The sequence below is a fragment of the Halomonas sp. HP20-15 genome (assembly GCF_033446685.1).
GTDB lineage: Bacteria > Pseudomonadota > Gammaproteobacteria > Pseudomonadales > Halomonadaceae > Modicisalibacter.
On record NZ_JAWQLY010000004.1, the window covers coordinates 96,637 to 112,355 of the forward strand.

The following is a 15,719-nucleotide window of genomic DNA, read 5'->3' on the forward strand; positions in this document are numbered from 1 at the left end:
GCAACCAGGAGTAACGGGACGATGAGCATCGCCCTTCGTCAGCAGCGCAAACGCCGGTCTTTCAAGATGGCGATCGTCGTGCTTGGCGGTTGCCTATGGGGTCTTGGCCTGCCGGCGGTGGCGGCGGACGACTTCGCGCCGGATAGTCATCCCCGCGTGCAGGCATTGGTCGATGAGCTGGCGGCGCGCGGCCTGCCTCGCGACTGGCTCACCGCCACGCTGTCCCGCGCCGAATTCAACCAGCAGGTGCTCGACGCCATGGCCGGTGCGGCCGAGCATCATCTGCGCTGGGACGAGTACCGCGATATCTTCATCAAGCCCGAGCGAATTCAGGGCGGCGTCGAGTTCATCGCGGCACACCGCGAGGCTTTTGAGCGCGCCCAGGCGGAATACGGCGTGCCCGCCGAGATCATCGCCGCGATCATCGGTGTCGAGACCTTTTACGGGCGGTACACCGGGTCGCACCGGGTGCTCGATTCGCTGGCCACGCTGGCTTTCCACCACGCCTCGCGTGGCGATTTCTTCCGCGGCGAGTTGGCCGCCTTGCTCGAGATCAGCAACGAACAGGATGTCGACCCGGCCAGCTTGCAGGGTTCCTATGCCGGCGCGATGGGCTACCCGCAGTTCATCCCCACCAGTTATCAGGCTTACGCCGTCGACTTCGACGCCGATGGCAAGCGCGATCTGTGGCACAACCCGGTCGACGCTATCGGAAGCGTCGGCAACTATTTCGCGCGTCACGGCTGGCAGCCCGGTGGTCCGCTTTACGTCGAGGCGCGAGGACCGGCGACGCCGCCTGCGAGCGTCGAGTTCAATCGCACCCGCCGTCCCTATGCCGGTCTCGCCGAGCTGGCCGCGCAGGGCATCGAGCCGCAGGGCACCGCGCACGGCGCCGCCGAGGGGGCGGTGATTCCGCTGGCTCTCGAGCTCGCTGGGGGCGCGACCCGCTATCGGCTGGGTTACGAGAACTTCTACGTGATCACGCGTTACAACCATAGCCATCTCTATGCGATGGCGGTGAGCGTGCTGGCCGAACGAATTCGGTCGGCGCTCGAGGGTGAGGCATGAGGTGGGGCTGGTTGCTGCTGCTCGGCAGTTGCCTGGTCCTGGCGGGTTGCGCCGGCGGTGGCGGCTCGCGCCCCGATGCGAACTCGGGACGCTATGCCTTGGCGCACGATGCCTACCCCGGCGAACCGCCCGACGTGTCACAGGTCCCCGATGCCGTACCCCGGGTCGAGCCGCGGGCGGCGAGCGGCAACCGCTCGACCTACCAGGTCTGGGGCACCACTTATCACGTGATGGACGATGCCAGCGGTTATGAAGCGGAGGGCAAGGCCTCCTGGTACGGCAAGAAGTTCCAGGGATACGACACGGCCAGCGGCGAACCCTACGACATGTACAAGATGTCGGCGGCGCATCGCTCGTTGCCGTTGCCGACCTATGCGCGGGTCAGCAATCTCGACAATGGCCACACGGTGATCGTCAAGGTCAACGATCGCGGCCCGTTTCACGGCAATCGTTTGATCGATCTGTCCTATGCGGCGGCGGCGCGGCTGGGTATCCTGCGCAACGGAACCGGCCATGTACGCGTCGAGGCGATCGATCCCGTCGCCTGGCAGGCCGAGCATCGCCAGGATGGCGCGGGCAAGGCCTTGGCGAGTAGCGAGACTCCGCCAGGAAACAAACCCATGGAGCGCTCGGGGCGCGCCGAACCCAAGGCGCCGGATGCAACGGCTCGCGCGGTTGGTGAAGTCGCCAAGGCGATGCCGGCCAATGCGGCATCGCAACCCACCGCAGAGCAGACGCTCGGCAGTGCATCGCCGTTGACCTACCTGCAGGTGGCGGCGCTGAGTTCGGCGAGCAGCGCCGAACGGCTCAAGGCACGATTGCAGCAGCAGTTGGCGCGACCGGTACGCATCGCCAGCGATGATCGCCTGTACCGGGTCCAGGTCGGTCCGGTCACCGGTCGACCGGCTCTCGAGGCTTTGCGCAGCGAACTGCGCGAGGCGGGTTATGCGCAAGCCTTTTCGGTGAGCGCTAGCCGTTGAAGCATCTATACCATCACCATCCACCGAATTAAGCCACGAGAAACATTGTCATGAGATTGCCTGCTTTACCGTCACCATCCTGGCATTGGCTGACTGCCGCCGTCTCCGTGTTGTGCATCGCGGTTCAGCCCGTCCAGGCTCAGGACTCGGCGCCTCAGCCTGACTCGGCTCCTCAACCCGACTCGGCGCTGCAGCAGACCCTGCCGGAGCCGATGATCCCCTCGCCGCCGGATCTCAATGCCTCGTCATGGATTCTGGTCGACGCCAACAGTGGCGAGGTGCTGGTTGAACACGAGGCCGACAAGCGGCTGCCGCCGGCCAGTCTGACCAAGATGATGACGGCCTATATCGTCGAGAAGGAGATCGATGACGGCAATATCAACGATCAGGACATGGTGACGATCAGCGAGAATGCCTGGCGGACCGGTGGCTCACGGATGTTCGTCCGCGAAGGGACTCAGGTCAGCGTCGAGGACCTGCTGCACGGCGTGGTCATCCAGTCGGGCAACGATGCCAGCGTCGCGCTGGCCGAGCACGTCGCCGGCTCTGAATCGGCCTTCGCCGACCTGATGAATCAGCAGGCGCAGCGCCTCGGGCTCCAGAACAGTCATTTCGTCAACGCCACCGGCCTGCCGAACCCCGAGCACTATTCGTCGGCGCGCGACCTGGCGACGATCGCCAAGCACATCATTCAGGACTATCCGGACCATTACGAGATCTATTCGGAGAAGCACTTCACCTATAACGGCATTCGTCAGCCCAACCGCAACCGCCTGCTGTGGCGCGACGCCTCGGTCGACGGACTCAAGACCGGGCATACCGAAGAAGCTGGATACTGCCTGGTGGCCTCGGCCAAGCAGGACACCATGCGGCTGATCTCGGTGGTCATGGGCACCAACTCCGATGAGGCGCGCGCGCAGGAAACCCAGAAGCTGTTGAGCTACGGCTTTCGCTTCTTCGACACGTTCCGTCTCTATCAGCGTGGCGCGGTTCTCAACCAGTCGCGCATCTGGGGAGGCACCCAGGATCAGTTGAAGATCGGGGTTTCCGAGGATATCTACCTGACCGTGCCCAAGGGCCGTCGTGACGAGATGACCGCGCAGATCAACCTGCCCGAGACGCTCGAAGCCCCGGTTCAGGCTGGCCAGCAGCTTGGCACGCTGAGCGTCAAGCTCGGCGACAAGATGCTCATGGAGCAGCCGCTGATAGCGCTGCAGACGGTCGAGGAGGGCGGTTTCTTCAAGCGTATCTGGGACACCATCCTGCAGTTCGTCACCGGCCTGTTCGACTGACGACCCGCGGGTGGCGCGGCTATCGTCGCGCCACCCTTGGTCGCTGTGAATAGGTTGAGTAGAATACTCGGAAATGTCTTTCGCCGAGTTAACGTCATGACCGACAACTCCCTCCGGGACCTGCGCGTCTCGGACCCGCAAGCAGCGCCATCCGCTCCCAAGGTCGAGTTTCCCTGCGACTACCCGATCAAGGTCGTCGGTGACGCCGCTCCCGATTTCGAAGCCACCGTCATCGAAGTGATCGAAGAACATGCGCCGGGCATCGATCGGCGCACCGTCAACGCCGTCGACAGCCGCAATGGCAAGTTCCGTTCAATACGGGTGACCATCACCGCTACCGGGCAGGACCAACTGCAGGCGCTGTTCGCCTCGCTCAAGGAAACCGGTCGCGTGCACATGGTGCTTTGACGCCGATGACCGAAGCCCTGGAGTCGTGATGGACGAAGCGTCGACGGCGCCGATAAGAGTGTTTCAGCTCGGTCGCCAAGCTTATCTCCCGGTATGGCAGGCGATGCGCGAGCTGACCGATACCCGTGATGCCGAGACCCAGGATCAGCTTTGGGTCGTGGAGCACGAGCCGGTCTTTACCCAGGGCCAGGCGGGTAAGCCGGAACATCTGCTGATGCCTGGCGATATTCCGGTCGTGCAGACCGACCGGGGTGGCCAGATCACCTACCATGGGCCCGGACAACTGGTCCTTTACCCGCTGCTCGATGTGCGGCGCGGCAAGATAGGCGTACGCGATCTGGTTACCGCCCTGGAGCAGGCGGTGGTCGGGGTGCTGGCCGACGAGGGAATCGAGGCCCATGCGCGCCCCGACGCCCCGGGAGTCTATGTCGGCGAGGCCAAGATCGCTTCGCTGGGCCTGCGCATTCGGCGCGGGGCCAGCTTTCATGGAGTGGCGCTGAACGTAACGGGCGACCTGGCGCCCTTCCAGCGCATCAATCCCTGTGGCTATGCAGGGATGCGGATGGTCCGGCTTGCCGATTTCGTGGAGGGGCCTTGCTTGTCAGCGGTGGCTCAGCGCCTGGTCGCGCATCTCGCCCGGTTATTGGGCCGCGACACCGAGGCGGCAATGCCCGGCGAATTGCCCGCGCACTGCTTGGCGCAGGGGCTATCGAGCAAGGCCTCGGCCTGACCGGGCAGGCGCCGGTCAGGCCGTTTTTAAAGCCGCCCAAGCAGAGCGCCCCCGAACAGCGCGCCTAGCCGACATTGATGGCGGGAATGATATCGGGGTCGGGTTCCTGACCCGGCACCGCGGCGGGTGCGGCGAGCCCCAGGTTGTTCTTCTCGAACACCCGGTCGGCCCGGTAGCTGGAGCGAACCAGCGGACCGGCGGCCACTTCCATGAAGCCCTTTTCGAGCCCCAGTTGGCGGTAGCGCTCGAACTCGTCCGGGGTGACCCAGCGTTCCACCGGCAGATGATTCTTGGTGGGGCGAAGGTACTGGCCGAGTGTCACGATATCCACGCCGATGGCCCTGAGATCGTCGAAGGTAGCTAGAATCTCATCGTCGGTTTCGCCCAGCCCCAGCATCAGGCTGGTCTTGGTCAGCACGTCCGGACGATGGCGCTTGGCGTGGGCCAGTACGTCCAGCGTCTTGCGGTAGCCGGCCCTGGGGTCGCGAACCCGTGAGGTCAGCCGTTCCACGGTTTCGACGTTCTGGGCGAAGACTTCCAGCCCCGAATCCACCACGGCTTCCACGTCCGGTTCCCGAGCGTCGAAATCCGGCGTCAGCGCCTCGACCACCACCTCGGGGGTGCGCGTCTTGATGGCGCGGATGCAGGCCGCGTAGTGGGCGGCGCCGCCATCGTCCAGATCGTCGCGATCGACCGAGGTCAGGACGATGTAGCGCAGGCCCATCAGCTCGACCGACTTGGCGGTGTTCTCGGGCTCTTCGTGATCCAGCCAGCCTCTGGGGTTGCCGGTATCCACGGCGCAGAAACGACAGGCGCGGGTGCATACCGAGCCCATCAGCATGATGGTGGCGGTGCCGTTGCTCCAGCATTCCCCCATGTTGGGGCAGTGGGACTCGGCGCAGACGGTGCTCAGGCGATGCTCGTTGACGTTGCGCTTGACCGCATCGAAACGTTCGCCCCCCGGCATCTGGATGCGCAGCCAGGGCGGCTTGCGCCCGGTGGCGGCGCTCTCTTCAGCTTGCTTGCGCTGCTTCATGCCGTCCTTGATCACGGACATGCCGCGTTCGTTGCGGTACTTCTCACCGCTGGATACGGACTGCGAAGACTTATCACTCATATCGGACCTGACTCTCTAATCGGCCTGCTCGGCGAGGTGGGCTGCACATTAATGCCCTGCTCGGCGCGTCTATGGGGCTCAATTTACCACACTCACCCCAGGGCTATCACATCAGCCGCCGTGGGTGACGGGCAGCGGCAGGCAGACCACCGAGTGGCCGGGCATCGGTTCGAGCGGCGCCTTGAAGTGCGCGTTCAGCTCGGGCAGCAGCTCGCGCAAAAAGCGCATGAACAGTTCGGTCACCGGGGTCGGATAGCGATCCTTGGGATATACGGCGCACCACGAGCGCTTGAGCGGAAAGCCGGGCAGGGCGGGCGAGGCCAGCAGACCCGAGGCCAGCTCCAACTGCACCGCCAGGCGGGGCAGCACGGACACCCCGAGATGCGCCATGACGCCCTGCTTGATCGCCTCGTTGGTACCCAGCTCGATGGTGTGCGCCAGCGAGACCCGCTCGCGGGAGGCGTACTCCTCGAAGGCGGTGCGGGTGCCCGAGCCGGGCTCGCGCATCAACACGTAGTGGCGCGCGAAATCCTCGAAGGAGGGCCTGTCGTCGGTAAGCAGGGGATGGCCGGGCCAGACCACGGGAATCATTTCATTGTCGAGGATCGGCATGAACGCCAGGTTGGCGTCATCCGGCACCATGCCCATCAACACCAGATCGTCGCGGCGTTCGGCGAGACGCTCCAGGGCCTGGCCGCGATTGCACACGTGCAGGCGGATCTGTACTTCGGGATAGCGGGCGCGAAACCGCGCCAGGATATGCGGCACGACGTATTGGGCGGTAGATACCGCCGTCAGGTTGAGCTCGCCGCGAATGGTCCCGGCCAGCTCGGAGAGTTCCATCTGCAGGCTCGACACCTGACCGAATATCGACTGGACCGTGGCCGCCAGGGCATCGGCGGCGGGCAGCACATGCAGCGTCTTGCCGGCGTACTTGAACAACGGCTGTTCCAGCGCCTGCTCGAGCTGGCGGATCTGCGCGCTGACCGCCGGCTGGGTCAGGCCCAGTTGCTCCGCGGCACGCGAATAGGACTGCTGGCGATGCACGGCCTGGAAGACCTGGAGCTGGCGAAAGGTCAGACGATTGAGCAGATGGGGACGCGACATGGCGATTTCCGCAGTAGAGGTATAAGCCGTCCCTTATAGGTTGGCAAAAAAATATCAATTTTTCTATTGGTGGCCCTCGGGGTAGCGTAAATGCACACCCAACACGGTCGCTGCCGCGTGCGAGCAACCCGTTAGTGTTTCGCATGGCCACCGTGGACGCAACCCGGGAGGACCGCCTGTGTTCCGGAAACTGTTGATCGCCAATCGCGGCGAGATAGCGGTGCGTATCGTGCGCGCCTGTGCCGAGATGGACATCCGCTCGGTCGCCGTCTATACCGAGCCCGATCGCTTCGCGCTGCACGTCAAGCGCGCCGACGAGGCGCACTTCGTCGGCGACGACCCGCTGGCCGGCTATCTCGATCCGCAGCGTCTCGTCGACCTGGCCCGCGAGACCGGTTGCGACGCCATCCACCCCGGCTATGGCTTCCTCTCGGAAAATGCCGATCTGGCGCGAATCTGCAGCGAGGCCGGTATCGCCTTCGTCGGCCCATCGGCTGCGGTGATCGCGCAGATGGGCGACAAGACCGCGGCGCGTGCGGCAATGCGCGAGGCCGGCGTGCCGGTCACGCCGGGCTCCGAGGGCAACCTGGCCAGTTGCGACGAAGCCTTGGCGCTGGCCGAGTCGATCGGCTATCCGGTGATGCTCAAGGCCACTTCCGGGGGCGGCGGGCGGGGCATTCGCCGCTGCGACGACGCCGCCCAATTGAGCCAGGCCTGGGAGCGGGTGATCTCCGAAGCCACCAAGGCCTTCGGCAGCGCCGACGTGTTCATGGAGAAGTGCGTGGTCGAGCCGCAGCACATCGAGGTGCAGATACTCGCCGATCGCCAGGGCAACGTCATTCACCTCTTCGAGCGCGATTGCTCGATCCAGCGCCGCAACCAGAAGCTGATCGAGATTGCCCCCAGTCCTCAGCTGACTCCCGAGCAGCGCGCCTACGTCGGCGAACTGGCAGTGCGCGCCGCCGAGGCGGTGGGCTACGAGAATGCCGGAACCGTCGAGTTCCTGGTCAAGGGCAACGAAATCTACTTCATGGAGATGAACACCCGGGTCCAGGTCGAGCATACCATCAGCGAGGCGATCACCGGGGTCGACATCGTTCGCGAGCAGATCCGCGTCGCGGCCGGCCTGAAACTGGCGTTCCGCCAGGAAGATATCCGCCACCACGGCTATGCGATCCAGTTTCGCATCAACGCCGAAGACCCCAAGAACGAATTCCTGCCGTCGTTCGGCCGGATCACCCGCTACTACGCGCCGGGTGGCCCGGGTGTGCGCACCGATACCGCGATCTATACCGGCTACACCATCCCGCCGTACTTCGACTCGATGTGCCTCAAGCTGATCGTCTGGGGACTGACCTGGGAGGAGACGCTGAATCGCGGCATTCGCGCGCTCAACGACATGCGCCTGCAGGGGGTCAAGACCACCGCGCCCTATTACCAGGAGATCCTGCGCCACCCGGATTTCCGGCGCGGCGAGTTCGACACCGGCTTCGTCCCGGCGCACCCGGAACTGCTCAACTACTCGGTGAAGCGCAACCCCGAGGAGGTCGCGCTGGCCATCGCCGCCGCCATCGCCGCCCACAGTGGTTTATAAAACAGTGGGTTATAAACAGCGGATAATAAGGAGTCTTGGATGAAACCCGAACGCGTCAACATCACCGACGTCGTGCTGCGCGATGGCCACCAGTCATTGATCGCCACCCGCCTGCGCACCGAGGACATGCTGCCGATCTGTCCAAAGCTCGATGCGATCGGCTTCCACTCGCTGGAAATGTGGGGCGGGGCGACCTTCGATGCCTGCGTGCGTTTCCTCAAGGAGGACCCCTGGGAGCGGCTGCGTGCGCTGAAGGAAGCGTTGCCCGCCACGCCGCTACAGATGCTGCTGCGCGGCCAGAACCTGCTGGGCTATCGGCATTACGCCGACGACGTGGTCGAGCGCTTCGTCGCCAAGGCCGCCGACAACGGCGTCGATATATTCCGCGTGTTCGACGCGCTCAACGACCTGCGCAACCTGGAAACCGCGATGCGCGCGGTCAAGGCCAGCGGCAAGCACGCCCAGGGCACGTTGTGCTACACGGTCAGCCCGGTGCATACCCTGGCGATGTTCGTCGAGCAGGCGCGCGGGCTGGTCGACATGGGCGCCGACTCGATCGCCATCAAGGACATGGCGGGCCTGTTGACCCCCTATGCCACCGAACGACTGGTGGCGGCGCTGGTCGAGGCGGTCGAGGTGCCCATCCACCTGCATGCCCATGCCACCTCGGGGCTGTCGTCGCTGTGTCATCTCAAGGCGATCGAGGCGGGCTGTCGGCACATCGACACCTGCAACTCCGGCTTCGCCGGCGGCACCAGTCATCCCTCGACCGAATCGATGGTCGCCGCGCTGCAGGACACCGACTACGCCACCGGCCTGGATCTCGAGGCGCTCCAGGAGATCGGCGACTACTTCCGCGAGGTGCGCAAGAAGTACGCCGCCTTCGAGAGCGAGTTCACCCGCGAGGACGTCTCGGTGCAGATCAACCAGGTGCCCGGCGGGATGATGTCCAACCTGGCCAATCAGCTCAAGGAGCAGAACGCGCTATCGCGGATTCGCGAGGTGTTCGCCGAGATTCCGCGGGTGCGCGCAGACCTTGGCTACCCGCCGCTGGTCACGCCGACCTCGCAGATCGTCGGCACCCAGGCGGTGATGAACGTGCTCACCGGCGAGCGCTACAAGAGCATCACCAACGAGGTCAAGCGCTACCTGCAGGGGGGCTACGGCCAGCCGCCGGCCGAGGTCGACGCCGAGATCCGTCGCCGGGCGATCGGCAACCAGCCGGTCGAGGAGGGGCGCCCGGCCGATGCGCTGGCGCCCGAGATGGAGCGCCTGGGCCGCGAGACCGGAGAGCTGGCCGAGAGCGAGGAGGACGTGCTGACCTTCGCCATGTTCCCCGAACTGGGACGCGATTTCCTGCAGGGGCGTCGCGACGGCACTCTCAGTCCCGAGCCGTTGCCCGCGCCCGATGCCGCGCCGGGGCGCCCGGCGACCGAGGGCGTGCCGACCGAGTTCGTGATCGATGTGCACGGCGAGTCCTACGAAGTGCAGATCACCGGCGTGGGACGCAATACCGGCGGCAAGCGCCAGGTCTACCTGACCCTCGACGGGATGCCCGAGGAAGTAGTCTTCGAGGCCAAAGACGATTATGTCGGCGCCGCGACGCCGGGGCGTGCCAAGGCCAGCGCGCCGGGGCACGTCACCACGTCGATGCCGGGCAACATCGTCGATGTACTGGTCGCCGTCGGCGATAGCGTCGAGGCCGGCCAGCCGGTGCTGGTCACCGAGGCGATGAAGATGGAGACCGAGGTCCATGCCCGGGTGAGCGGCACCGTGCAGGCGGTCCATGTCTCGCGGGGCGATCGCGTCACGCCGGGCGAAGTGCTGATCGAGATCGATTGAGTCGCGCCACCCGCCCAAGGCGGTTGCGGACGAGTGACGGGCGGGCCCGTACGGCTATGCTCGTCGAGCCGCGGCGTGTCGCCGGACTTGCAACTGGCGCTGGGCCGGCTAGTAGTTAAGGATAAGCATTCGTCCGCCCACCTTGGAGAAGACAGCATGGATGACAAGCACCGTAGTGACGAGCTGGCCCGCTTGGTCGACCAATGGTACAGCCAGGCGCGCCGCGTCGATGGCCGCAGCGCGCTGATGGGCGGTGCGCTCGGGCTGTTGCTGAGTAGCCGCCACGGGCGTGGCGTGCTCGGCAAGGCCCTCAAATACGGCGTCGTGGCCGGGGTCGGAGCGCTGGCCTGGCAGGCGCGCAGCGAACGCGAGCGTGCCGCGTTGCGCTCGCAGGACCTCGTGGGGACGCGGTCCGACGATGGCGCTCCGCCCGCCGGGACGCCGGTCGCCGGGACGCCGGTCGCCGGGAAGCCGGTCGCCGGGAAGCCGGTCGGATCCTTCGCGACGCAGCAGGACGACGCCGAGCCGCCGCAGGTGCCTTGATCGCGCAACTGGCTTTCATTGCCGGGCGGTCGCCGACGGTGTTCGGCGTCCGCTCCTGACGCTGTATCCCGCCCTGGCGTGACGCCCGTAATCCGAGCGTCGCGCCTCCGCCTTTCCTGGCCATCCAGACCTATTTCTGACGTTGCCGCAGGCGAGTCGGCCCGTCATGACCCGAAATGAACCCGCAATCGAATGCTTTTGTTGGCTGCATGACGAGCAAGATGGCGTTACCCTTATCTTGCAGTGCAGCAAAGCCACCACGGGAGCTTTCACCATGTTGCCTCTTTATGCCTCCATGGCGCAGGCGGCCTCGACCTTTTGGGATCCGCTAGGGATCGGTCGCGCCGCCATCGACTATTGGCGTGACACCGCCGAGCGCGGCGTGCTCTATCTGGACGTCATGCGACAGCGAGGAAACCAGTACCTCGAGCACATGGAAAAGACCCGCCCCAGCGTACTGGGCTTCGAGACCGAGATGCTGTCCGACGGGCGTGACCTGTCGCGCCCGGTGAATTACGAGCTGATGCGCGTGCTGCCGCCCGAGGGCGTGGTCATCGACGACAACATGCGTCCGTTCGTCGTCGTCGATCCGCGCGCCGGCCATGGGCCGGGTATCGGTGGCTTCAAGCCCGATAGCGAGATCGGCGTGGCGCTGCGTGCCGGTCACCCTTGCTACTTCATCGGTTTCCTGCCGTTTCCGGTACCCGGGCAGACGGTGGAGGACGTCGTCGAGGCCGAGGCACATTTCCTGCGTCAGATCATCGAGCGTCACCCCCAGACCGACGAGAAGCCGATGGTCGTCGGCAACTGCCAGGCGGGCTGGCAACTGATGATGGCCGCGGCGCTCGAGCCCGATTGCTTCGGGCCCATCCTGATCGCCGGTGCGCCGCTCTCCTACTGGGCCGGCGAGCGCGGCAAGGCGCCGATGCGCTACTCCGGCGGGATGCTCGGCGGCAGTTGGCTGACCGTCTTCGCCAGCGACCTGGGGGCGGGCAATTTCGATGGCGCCTGGCTGGTGCAGAATTTCGAGAAGCTCAACCCGGCCAATACGTTGTGGAGCAAGCAGTACAACCTGTTCGCCAACGTCGACAGCGAGGCGCATCGCTATCTGGAGTTCGAACGCTGGTGGGGCGGACACGTGGTCCTGGACGGCGCCGAAATCCAGTACATCGTCGACAACCTGTTCATCGGCAATCGCTTGAGCAGCGCCCAACTGCAGACAAGCGACGGTCGACGCATCGATCTGCGCAACGTGCGCTCGCCGATCGTGGTGTTTTGCTCGAAGGGCGACGACATCACGCCGCCGCCCCAGGCGCTGGGCTGGATTCCCGACCTCTACGGCAGTGTCGACGACATCCAGGCCAACGGACAGACCATCGTCTATTGCGTCCACGACACCACCGGTCATCTGGGCATCTTCGTCTCGGGCAGCGTCTCGCGCAAGGAGCATACCGAGTTCACGGCGAACATGGACTACATCGACATCCTGCCGCCGGGGCTCTACGAAACCACGGTCAACGAGCGTCCCGCCGGCGAGTCCGCACCGCAGCATGTCGATGGCGATTACCTGCTCGAATTCACCCCGCGCGATCTCGATGACATCAATGCCATCGTCCAGCCGCTTCACGAGGACGAGCGGCGCTTCGCCACCCTGGCCAGGGTCTCGGAGATCAACCTGGGCTTGTACCAGCGCTATGCGCAGCCCTGGATGCAGGCGATCATGACCCCCGAGGCGGCGCGCTGGATACGCCGCATGCACCCCATCCGGCTGGGCTACAAGTTGCTCTCGGATCGCAATCCGGCCAGCGTTCCGCTGCCGGTGATGGCCGATTTCGTCAAGGCCAACCGCGCCCCGGTCGGCAACGACAACCCGTTCCGGGTCGCCGAGGGCATGGTCTCGGACCAGATCGTCAACGCCCTGAACGCCTTCCGCGATGTGCGCGACCAGGGCATCGAAAAGCTGTTTCTGAAGACCTACGGTCAGCCCTGGCTGCAGACGTTGGCCGGGCTCGGTGTCGATCGTGGCGAGGTGCCCAATCGCCGCCCGGGGCTCGAGCCCGAGCACAGCCGCTTCATCGCCCAGCGCATGGAGGCGTTGCGCGGGAAGATCGCCGAGGGCGACAGCCACCACGCGGTGATGCGCGCGCTGATCTTCGTGCTCGGTGGCGCGCCGTCCACCGACGAGCGCAACTTTCAGCGGCTCAAGGAGACCCGTGCCCAGATCGAGCCGGATATCGACCTGACCGCGTTCAAGGCGCTGGTGCGCGAGCAGTTCTTCATTCTCAAGCTGGATTCGCTGGCGGCGCTGGAGGCACTGCCGAGGCTGCTCGCGGGCCAGGGCGCGGAAGCCATCGATGCGCATTTGGCGCATATCGAGGATGTGGTCGCAGCCAGTGCGCCGCTATCCGAGCGTACCCAGGCTCGACTCGAACGGGTGCGCGAACTGTTCGGGCGGGCCAAGCCGGAAACGGCACCCGAGCCGGCGGTCGAACGGCAAAGCGGCGATGGTGCCAATACGCTCCCAACCAAGCCGATCGGCGATAGCGCCGCGTCTACAAGTGCCTCAAGGGCCGAGGCGGCGAGCGAAGTACCGGCGGCCGGCAGCGCATCGACCAAGCGCGGCAAGGCCCAGGGACGCGGCTCGAAGAGCAGACGGCGCGGGACGGCCAGTCCGTCCGCCCAACGTGGCGATAAGTCGTCGGGTAGCGACGACAGCTGATGATACGCGCCGGCTGGCCGGTGTAACGAGGCGCTCGGAAAACGCCCTGACCCGTAGCACGGGTCAGGGCGTTTTGCGTGGCTCAGGGCCGCCCGGAACATGCCGGATTCAGCGTGCGGCCAGCCAATCGCCGGCATCGGGCGTGTAGATGTCGTAATCTTGCGCCAGATGGGGCGAGCTGATCATGAAATCGGCGCTGGCGGCGTTGCAGGCGACCGGGATGTTCCACAGCGCGGCCAGCCGCAGCAGGGCCTTGACGTCGGGGTCGTGAGGCATCGGCGAGAACGGGTCCCAGAAGAACACCAGCAGATCGAGGCGCTGTTCGGCGATGCGTGCGCCGATCTGCTGATCGCCGCCCAGCGGACCGCTCATCAAGCCTTCGACCGTGAGCCCCAAGGCCGCCGCAACGCGCTTGGCGGTGGTCCCGGTACCCACCAGCTCGTGACCGGCGAGGGTCTCGCGCCAGCGTCCGGCCCATTCGAGCAGCTCCGCCTTCTTGGCGTCGTGGGCGATCAGCGCGATGCGCTTTCGCGCCGGCAGCGTCCGCTGTACCTGGCGCCTGGGGCGCTCGGGGCCGGTAACGACACCGTTCATGCCAGCGCTTCCAAGTCGAGAATCTTCATCGAGTTGGTTCCGCCGTGGGCATTCATGTGATCGCCGCGGGTCAGGATCACGTGATCGCCGGGCTCGGCGATACCGCGGTCGCGGAGCAGTCGCAGTGCGCGGGCGTCGAGCTCCTCGGCGGGGATGTCGGTGGTGTCGAACGGCAGCGAGACCACGCCACGATAAAGCGCCATGCGTCGCTGGGCGATGGGGCTGTGGGCCAGCCCGACGATCGGCAGGCCCGAGCGGATCCGCGACGCGATCAGCGGCGTGTAGCCGGTGGCGGTCATGCAGGCGATCGCCGCCACGCCGGCGAGATGGTTGGCGGCATACATGGCGGACAGCGCCACCGTTTCGTCGATCCGGGTGAAGTCCTCGTGGATGCGGTGCTTGGACTCCTGGATACTGCGTTCACGCTCGGCGCCCAGGCACAGGCGCTGCATCGCCTCGACGGTCTCGACCGGATAATCGCCGGCGGCGGTCTCGGCGGAGAGCATCACCGCATCGGTGCCGTCGAGCACGGCGTTGGCGACGTCGAACACCTCGGCGCGGGTCGGCAGCGGCGAGGTGATCATCGACTCCATCATCTGGGTGGCGGTGATCACCGCCCGGTTGAGGCTACGCGCGCGCTGGATCAGACGCTTCTGCACGCCGATCAACTGGGCGTCGCCGATCTCCACGCCGAGATCGCCGCGCGCCACCATCACCGCCTCGGAGGCACGGATGATGTCGTCCATCACCTCGGGATCGGCGACCGCCTCGGCGCGTTCGATCTTGGCCACCAGGCCGATCTCGGCACCGGCCTCGCCGAGCAGTTCGCGGGCCAGCTGCATGTCGGCCGCCGAGCGCGGGAACGATACGGCGAGATAGTCGACGCCGATGTCGATGGCGGTCTTGAGGTCTTCGCGGTCCTTGTCGGTGAGGGCCGCCGCCGACAGGCCGCCGCCCTGCTTGTTGATGCCCTTGTTGTTGGACAGCTTGCCGCCGACGCGCACCTTGGTGTGGACCCGCGGCGGCTCGACCTTGACCACTTCCAGCTCGAGGCGGCCGTCGTCGAGCAGCAGCACGTCGCCGGCACTGACGTCGTCGGCCAACGTCTTGTAGTCGCAGCCGACCTGGGTGGCGTCGCCGGCATCGCGCTCGAGCGACACGTCGAGGATGAAGGTCTGATCCTCGACGAGCGTGACCGGACCGTCGGCGAAGCGGGCGATGCGAATCTTCGGGCCTTGCAGGTCACCGAGCGCCGCGACGCTGCGGCCGTGACGTTCGGCGGCCTCGCGCACCTCGCTCAGGCGGCGGCGGTGATCCTCGGGCGAGCCGTGCGAAAAGTTCAGCCGCACCACGTCGACCCCGGCGCGGATGAGTTCGTCGAGCACGCCCTCGCGATCGCTGGCGGGGCCCAGGGTGGCGACGATCTTGGTGCGGCGAAGGGGGGCGTGGCCGTGCAAGGCGTCCGGCATGAGAAGCTCCTTACTGCTCGGGTACTGTCTCTGTAAAGGTGGCAACGATCGACCGCCATGCAAAGCTTTTTTGCGCGCAAAGCCGTTTATGAAAGCCCGGCGGCTCGTGCCTTCGACAACATGTAGTCATTTTACTACATCATAGTACAGCACGTTGCCGCCTAACGTGAAAGCCGTCCGCGACCATGTCCCGACAGGTCCGGTTAAAGGCAGGCCGGGATCATGCCGGTCGTCGACACGAGCTTGCGCGATGCCT

General features: G+C 65.7%; 13 protein-coding genes. 9 read left to right on the forward strand and 4 right to left on the reverse strand.

What is annotated here, in order from left to right:
* Positions 1 to 21 precede the first annotated feature (21 nt).
* The 5 genes from mltB to lipB all read left to right on the forward strand — a co-directional run bounded on the left by mltB (position 22) and on the right by lipB (position 4,478).
* Positions 22 to 1,068: a lytic murein transglycosylase B gene (gene mltB / locus R6258_RS06895; protein WP_318448927.1), complete on the forward strand. Its 1,047-nt coding sequence runs from the start codon at positions 22 to 24 to the stop codon at positions 1,066 to 1,068.
* Positions 1,065 to 2,048, forward strand: a complete 984-nt coding sequence (locus tag R6258_RS06900) for a septal ring lytic transglycosylase RlpA family protein (RefSeq protein WP_318448928.1) — start codon at positions 1,065 to 1,067, stop codon at positions 2,046 to 2,048. The genes mltB and R6258_RS06900 overlap by 4 nt, the downstream gene beginning before the upstream one ends.
* Before the next feature lie 50 nt (positions 2,049 to 2,098).
* Entirely contained in the window at positions 2,099 to 3,340 is a 1,242-nt protein-coding gene (locus R6258_RS06905) for a D-alanyl-D-alanine carboxypeptidase family protein (RefSeq protein ID WP_318448929.1), read from the forward strand.
* Positions 3,341 to 3,436: 96 nt separating this feature from the next.
* Positions 3,437 to 3,748: a DUF493 domain-containing protein gene (locus R6258_RS06910; RefSeq protein WP_318448930.1), complete on the forward strand. Its 312-nt coding sequence runs from the start codon at positions 3,437 to 3,439 to the stop codon at positions 3,746 to 3,748.
* A gap of 28 nt (positions 3,749 to 3,776) precedes the next feature.
* Positions 3,777 to 4,478, forward strand: a complete 702-nt coding sequence (gene lipB / locus R6258_RS06915) for a lipoyl(octanoyl) transferase LipB (RefSeq protein WP_318448931.1) — start codon at positions 3,777 to 3,779, stop codon at positions 4,476 to 4,478.
* 64 nt (positions 4,479 to 4,542) lie between these two features.
* Here lipB and lipA read toward each other — a convergent pair whose 3' ends face one another.
* Positions 4,543 to 5,595 carry a lipoyl synthase gene (lipA, locus tag R6258_RS06920; protein WP_318448932.1) on the reverse strand — a complete coding sequence of 351 codons (1,053 nt, stop codon included), beginning with the start codon at positions 5,593 to 5,595 and terminating at the stop codon, positions 4,543 to 4,545.
* 111 nt (positions 5,596 to 5,706) lie between these two features.
* A complete protein-coding gene (locus R6258_RS06925; RefSeq protein WP_318448933.1) occupies positions 5,707 to 6,702 on the reverse strand; it encodes a LysR family transcriptional regulator in 996 nt (331 codons plus the stop codon).
* A gap of 178 nt (positions 6,703 to 6,880) precedes the next feature.
* On the opposite strand from R6258_RS06925, the gene R6258_RS06930 reads away from it, so the two are divergent.
* The 4 genes from R6258_RS06930 (at position 6,881) to R6258_RS06945 (ending at position 13,400) form a co-directional block, all read left to right on the forward strand.
* Positions 6,881 to 8,296 carry an acetyl-CoA carboxylase biotin carboxylase subunit gene (locus R6258_RS06930; RefSeq protein WP_318448934.1) on the forward strand — a complete coding sequence of 472 codons (1,416 nt, stop codon included), beginning with the start codon at positions 6,881 to 6,883 and terminating at the stop codon, positions 8,294 to 8,296.
* 39 nt (positions 8,297 to 8,335) lie between these two features.
* Positions 8,336 to 10,138, forward strand: a complete 1,803-nt coding sequence (oadA, locus tag R6258_RS06935; RefSeq protein ID WP_318448935.1) for a sodium-extruding oxaloacetate decarboxylase subunit alpha — start codon at positions 8,336 to 8,338, stop codon at positions 10,136 to 10,138.
* A gap of 156 nt (positions 10,139 to 10,294) precedes the next feature.
* Positions 10,295 to 10,681, forward strand: a complete 387-nt coding sequence (locus tag R6258_RS06940; protein ID WP_318448936.1) for a DUF533 domain-containing protein — start codon at positions 10,295 to 10,297, stop codon at positions 10,679 to 10,681.
* A 274-nt stretch (positions 10,682 to 10,955) separates the two neighbouring features.
* Complete coding sequence (locus R6258_RS06945; protein ID WP_318448937.1) at positions 10,956 to 13,400, forward strand: DUF3141 domain-containing protein; 2,445 nt, start codon at positions 10,956 to 10,958, stop codon at positions 13,398 to 13,400.
* A gap of 108 nt (positions 13,401 to 13,508) precedes the next feature.
* On the opposite strand, the gene R6258_RS06950 is transcribed toward R6258_RS06945, so the two are convergent.
* Positions 13,509 to 13,994: a methylglyoxal synthase gene (locus tag R6258_RS06950; protein WP_318448938.1), complete on the reverse strand. Its 486-nt coding sequence runs from the start codon at positions 13,992 to 13,994 to the stop codon at positions 13,509 to 13,511.
* Positions 13,991 to 15,463 (reverse strand): pyruvate kinase, encoded by a 1,473-nt coding sequence (pyk, locus tag R6258_RS06955; RefSeq protein ID WP_318448939.1) that lies wholly within the window; start codon positions 15,461 to 15,463, stop codon positions 13,991 to 13,993. Before pyk ends, R6258_RS06950 begins: the two co-directional genes overlap by 4 nt.
* Between the last annotated feature and the right edge of the window lie 256 nt (positions 15,464 to 15,719).

Excerpts from the sequence above, each read along its gene's own strand:
- mltB (WP_318448927.1), top strand. The coding sequence starts at position 22 with ATGAGCATCGCCCTTCGTCAGCAGCGCAAACGCCGGTCTTTCAAGATG.
- R6258_RS06900 (WP_318448928.1), top strand. The coding sequence starts at position 1,065 with ATGAGGTGGGGCTGGTTGCTGCTGCTCGGCAGTTGCCTGGTCCTGGCG.
- R6258_RS06905 (WP_318448929.1), top strand. The coding sequence starts at position 2,099 with ATGAGATTGCCTGCTTTACCGTCACCATCCTGGCATTGGCTGACTGCC.
- R6258_RS06910 (WP_318448930.1), top strand. The coding sequence starts at position 3,437 with ATGACCGACAACTCCCTCCGGGACCTGCGCGTCTCGGACCCGCAAGCA.
- lipB (WP_318448931.1), top strand. The coding sequence starts at position 3,777 with ATGGACGAAGCGTCGACGGCGCCGATAAGAGTGTTTCAGCTCGGTCGC.
- lipA (WP_318448932.1), bottom strand. The coding sequence starts at position 5,595 with ATGAGTGATAAGTCTTCGCAGTCCGTATCCAGCGGTGAGAAGTACCGC.
- R6258_RS06925 (WP_318448933.1), bottom strand. The coding sequence starts at position 6,702 with ATGTCGCGTCCCCATCTGCTCAATCGTCTGACCTTTCGCCAGCTCCAG.
- oadA (WP_318448935.1), top strand. The coding sequence starts at position 8,336 with ATGAAACCCGAACGCGTCAACATCACCGACGTCGTGCTGCGCGATGGC.
- R6258_RS06940 (WP_318448936.1), top strand. The coding sequence starts at position 10,295 with ATGGATGACAAGCACCGTAGTGACGAGCTGGCCCGCTTGGTCGACCAA.
- R6258_RS06945 (WP_318448937.1), top strand. The coding sequence starts at position 10,956 with ATGTTGCCTCTTTATGCCTCCATGGCGCAGGCGGCCTCGACCTTTTGG.
- R6258_RS06950 (WP_318448938.1), bottom strand. The coding sequence starts at position 13,994 with ATGAACGGTGTCGTTACCGGCCCCGAGCGCCCCAGGCGCCAGGTACAG.
- pyk (WP_318448939.1), bottom strand. The coding sequence starts at position 15,463 with ATGCCGGACGCCTTGCACGGCCACGCCCCCCTTCGCCGCACCAAGATC.